3 protein-coding genes are annotated in these 4158 nt (G+C 72.7%); 2 read left to right on the forward strand and 1 reads right to left on the reverse strand.

All coding sequences use genetic code 11. From position 1 onward, the window contains the following. Positions 1–623 (forward strand): glycerophosphodiester phosphodiesterase family protein (locus tag ACIQOV_RS30565; RefSeq protein ID WP_401053845.1); only part of this gene is annotated, 623 nt, incomplete at its 5' end. Then, the gene (locus tag ACIQOV_RS30570; protein WP_401053846.1) at positions 620–2041 is read left to right on the forward strand and encodes an MFS transporter; all 1422 of its coding nucleotides are present in this window, start codon (positions 620–622) and stop codon (positions 2039–2041) included. The genes ACIQOV_RS30565 and ACIQOV_RS30570, both read left to right, overlap by 4 nt. A 118-nt stretch (positions 2042–2159) precedes the next feature. Here ACIQOV_RS30570 and ACIQOV_RS30575 read toward each other — a convergent pair whose 3' ends face one another. Next, on the reverse strand, positions 2160–4010 hold the full coding sequence (locus tag ACIQOV_RS30575; RefSeq protein WP_401053848.1) for a trypsin-like serine protease: 1851 nt from the start codon (positions 4008–4010) through the stop codon (positions 2160–2162). Positions 4011–4158 lie beyond the last annotated feature (148 nt).

The following is a 4158-nucleotide window of genomic DNA, read 5'->3' on the forward strand; positions in this document are numbered from 1 at the left end:
CGGTGGCGGAGCTGCCCTGGGAGGCCGTCAGGCGGGCCCGGATCGGCGGGACCGAGCCGGTGCCGCTGCTGGAGGACCTGCTCGGCGCGTTCCCCGGCGCCCGTTTCAACATCGACGTCAAGGCGGCGCCGGCCGTCGGTCCGCTGGTCGAGGCGATCCGCCGGACCGACGCCTGGGACCGGGTCTGCGTCGGCGGCTTCTCCGACACCCGGCTGGCCGCCGTCCGCGCCGCCGCCGGTCCCCGGCTGGCCACCTCGCTCGGCCCCCGCGAGGTCGCCCGGCTGCGGCTGCGTTCGCTGGCCGAATCGTTCCTGCCGTCCGCCGGTCCGGGGCCGCTGTCCCGGCGCCGGGGGGCGCCGTTCGCCGGGCTGTGCGCCCAGGTGCCGGAGCGTCACCGGGGCGTCCGGGTGGTCGACCGGGCCTTCGTCCGCACCGCCCACCGGCTCGGGCTCCAGGTGCACGTCTGGACTGTGGACGATCCCACACGGATCAGGGCTCTCCTCGACCTGGGCGTGGATGGCATCATGGCCGATCGCATCGACGTCCTGCGGGACGTCCTCGGCGAGCGCGGCTGCTGGACGGACGGCAGTACCGGCTCCAGCACGGTGATGGGAACCCCATGAGCACCACGAACTCGGCGACGCACCTGCCGGACGACCCACCGACCGATCCCGCGGCCGGCCCCGCGGCCGCCGACGACGACGGACGGTCCCTGCGCCGGATACAGTTCGGCTGGTACGTCAACGACTGGGCCAACGCCGCCTTCTCGGCCACCGTCCTGACCGTGTTCCTCGGCCCGTACCTGACCTCCGTCGCCAAGGACGCCGCCGACGCGGCCGGCAATGTGCACCCGCTCGGCCTGACGATCCGTGCAGGATCGTTCTTCCCCTACACGGTCTCCTTCTCCGTGCTGCTCTCGGTCGCGGTGATGCTGTTCACCGGCACGGTCGCCGACCGCACCGGCCGGCACAAGGAACTGATGTGCGGCTTCGCGTACCTCGGCTCGCTCGCCACGATGGGGATGTTCCTCCTCCAGGGCGACCGCTACCTGCTCGGCGGCGCACTGCTGGTGGTCGCCAACATCTCGTACGCGGTCTCGGTCGCGCTCTCCTACGCCTACCTGCCCGGCCTGGCCTCCCCCGACGAGCGCGACAAGGTCTCCTCCAAGGGCTGGGCCTACGGCTACGCGGGCGGCGGACTGCTGCTGATCGCCAACCTGGCGCTCTTCCAGGGCCACGACGCGTTCGGCCTGGACTCCGGCACCGCCGTGCGGATCTGCCTCGCCTCGGCCGGCCTGTGGTGGGCGCTGTTCACCGTCGTCCCGATGCTGCGGCTGCCCTCCCGGGCCGGCATCGCCCCCAGCCCCACCGCGGCCCCGGCCGAGGACGGCGAGCCCGCCGGCGGCAGCCTGCGCCAACTCGCCACCACCCTGCGCGGCATGCGCAAGCACCCGCTCACGCTGCTCTACCTCGCCGCCTTCCTCTGCTACAACGACGGCATCCAGACCGTCGTCTCCCAGGCCTCGCTCTACGGCAGCGAGGAACTCGGCATGGAGCAGACCTCGCTGGTCACCGCCGTCCTCCTGGTCCAGGTCGTGGCGATCGGCGGCGCCCTGCTGCTCGGCCGGATCGCCCACCGGTACGGCGCCAAGCGGACCATCCTCGGCTCGCTGGTCGGCTGGGTCGTCACGCTGGCCCTGGGCTACTTCATGCCCGCCCACCAGCCCGCCTGGTTCTACGCCCTGGCCTGCATGATCGGCCTGGTGCTCGGCGGCAGCCAGGCGCTCTCGCGCTCCCTGTTCTCCCACCTCGTCCCGCCGGGCAAGGAGGCCGAGTACTTCAGCTTCTACAAGGTCAGCGACCGCGGCACCAGCTGGATGGGCCCGCTGGTCTTCGGCCTCGCCTACCAGATCACCGGCAGCTACCGCTCGGCGATCATCTCGTTGCTGATCTTCTTCGTCATCGGTTTCGTCGTCCTGTTGAAGGTGCCGGTCCGCCGCGCCATCGAGGCCGTCGGCAACCCGGTGCCCGAACGGCTCTGACGGCGCCTCCGGCTCCGACGGCCCTGTCGGCCCGCCCGACGACCCGGGCCCGGCCGTTCCCCCGACCGATCGGGGGAACGGCCGGGCCCGGAGTGCTTCCAGCCCTCGGTGCCGCCGGTCAGCCGGTGATCATCGTCCTGCCTTCGATCGTCGTCCAGCCGCCCCAACCGCCCGGGACCGGGTCGGCCTTGTAGGTGACGTGGTTCAGGGCGCCGTTCTGCCCGGTGGCGAAGAGGTCCAGCACGCCCGCCGTGGCGTTGAACGTCACGGTCGGGAAGCGGCCGGTGGTGAACTTCCAGTCCCCGACGGACGTCCAGTCGCGCCACCGCTTGTCGTCGGGCTGCCACTCGGCGCGGGCGAGGACACCGTCACCGCCGACCACGAACAACTTGAAACCACCGGTGGCGGGGTCGAAGACCGCCGACGGCGAGCCCGCGAACTGCCGGCCGGGGATCTCGTACCAGCCGCTCCACTTCGTCATGCCCGGCGTGTAGTACGCGTGCGCGACGACCCCGCTGGTCCGGGTGGCGAAGACCTCCACGGTCCTGGTGACCGGGTTGTAGGCGGACGTGGGACTGCCGGAGAACGTCCAGCCGGAGTCCTGGGCGTACCAGTCGCGCCAGCCCTGGCCGTCCGACTTCCAGTAGGTCTGCTTGAGTACGCCGTCGTTGTTGATCGCGGACAGCTCGATGCCACCGGTGGAAGGGTTGTACACGGCGCTCGGGCTGCTCACGAACTCCCCGTTGCCCCGGAGGTCGGTCCAGCCGCTCCACCCCGTCGTGCCCTGGGTGTAGTACGCGTGCGCGACGAGCCCGGTGGTCCGGGTGGCGAAGACCTCCACGGTCCTCGTCGCCGGGTTGTAGACGGCGGTGGGGCTGCCGGTGAACCTCGGGCCGCGGTCCTGGAAGTACCACTCGCGCCAGCCCTGGCCGTCCGGCATCCAGTAGGTCTGGGACAGCACGCCGTCCGTGCCGATCGCGAACAGCTCGGTGCCGCCGGTGGAGGGGTTGTACAGCGCGGTGGGAACGCTCGCGAACTCCCAGTTGCCACCGACCTGCGCCCAGCCGCTCCAGTTCGTGCCGTCCGGGCTGGAGGAGAACACCACGTGGCGGTTGCTGTCGACGGCGAAGACCGTGGAGATCTTCCGGACCGGGTCGTAGACCGAGCTGCGGGCGGCCGGGTTGGCGGTGACGGTGTCCCACCAGCCGCCGCGGACCTGGTCGATCCACCCGCCGAGGTCGTCGACGCGGGAGGAGTACGCGCCGGTGCGGGTCTCGGTGGCGGGCACGCCCAGGCAGCCGCCCTGCCAGGAGCGGGAGGCCACGGCCACCAGCTCGGCCCTGCCGTTGACCTGGCGGATCGCCGGGGCGCCCGTGTCGCCCTTGCAGACCGCCGCGCCGCCGGTACCGGTGGTGCCGATGCCGGTCGCGCTCACGGTGTCGAGGCTGAACGCGCCGCTGTGCAGCTTGTTCGTGATCCACTCGGCCTTGGTCCGGCCGTACCCGGGCACCCGCAGCGTCTCCCCGGCGCTGGGGGCGGTGGTGGCGACCGCGATCGGGGCGATGTCGGTGACGGGCTTGGCCAGCCGGGCGAGGACCAGGTCACGGTCCTGGCGCGGCGCCAGCTCCACGACCTCCGTCACCGTGCCCGCGCCGGTCGTCAGGTCGGTGCGGCCGATGGTGGCGGTGGTCTTCCACTTGGGCGCGCCCGCCGCGAGGGCCTGCGGCTGCGCCGGGTCGTCGGAGAAGCAGGAGGCCGCGGTGGCCACCCAGTAGCGGTCCACCAGCACGCCGGTGCAGGCGCGCACGTTGTCGCCGATCACCAGGCGCGCGGTGTAGGCGTAGGTGCCGTCCGCGGCCGGGTCGCCGACCACGGCGACGGCCGGGGTGAAGGTGCTCAGCGTGCCGGCGGCAGCGGCCGCGACCAGCACGCCGGCCCGCCAGGAGCGGACCTGGGACTTGCGGGACATGAGGGATCTCCCTGGAACGTTCGAGAGGGACGGCACTCCACGGATGCGCGGGGTGCGGACGGGGTTCACCGCCGACGGTGCGCCCGGCCGGGGGGCCCGCCCTGCGGGTGGCGGGGCGGGCCGCATCGGGTCTGCGGCGGGTCAGGGG

The organism is Kitasatospora sp. NPDC091257, assembly GCF_044757675.1.
In the GTDB taxonomy this organism is placed as follows: Bacteria; Actinomycetota; Actinomycetes; order Streptomycetales; family Streptomycetaceae; genus Kitasatospora; species Kitasatospora lactacystinica.

Coding starts and splice junctions, on each gene's coding strand:
- ACIQOV_RS30570 (WP_401053846.1), top strand. CDS start 620: ATGAGCACCACGAACTCGGCGACGCACCTGCCGGACGACCCACCGACC.
- ACIQOV_RS30575 (WP_401053848.1), bottom strand. CDS start 4,010: ATGTCCCGCAAGTCCCAGGTCCGCTCCTGGCGGGCCGGCGTGCTGGTC.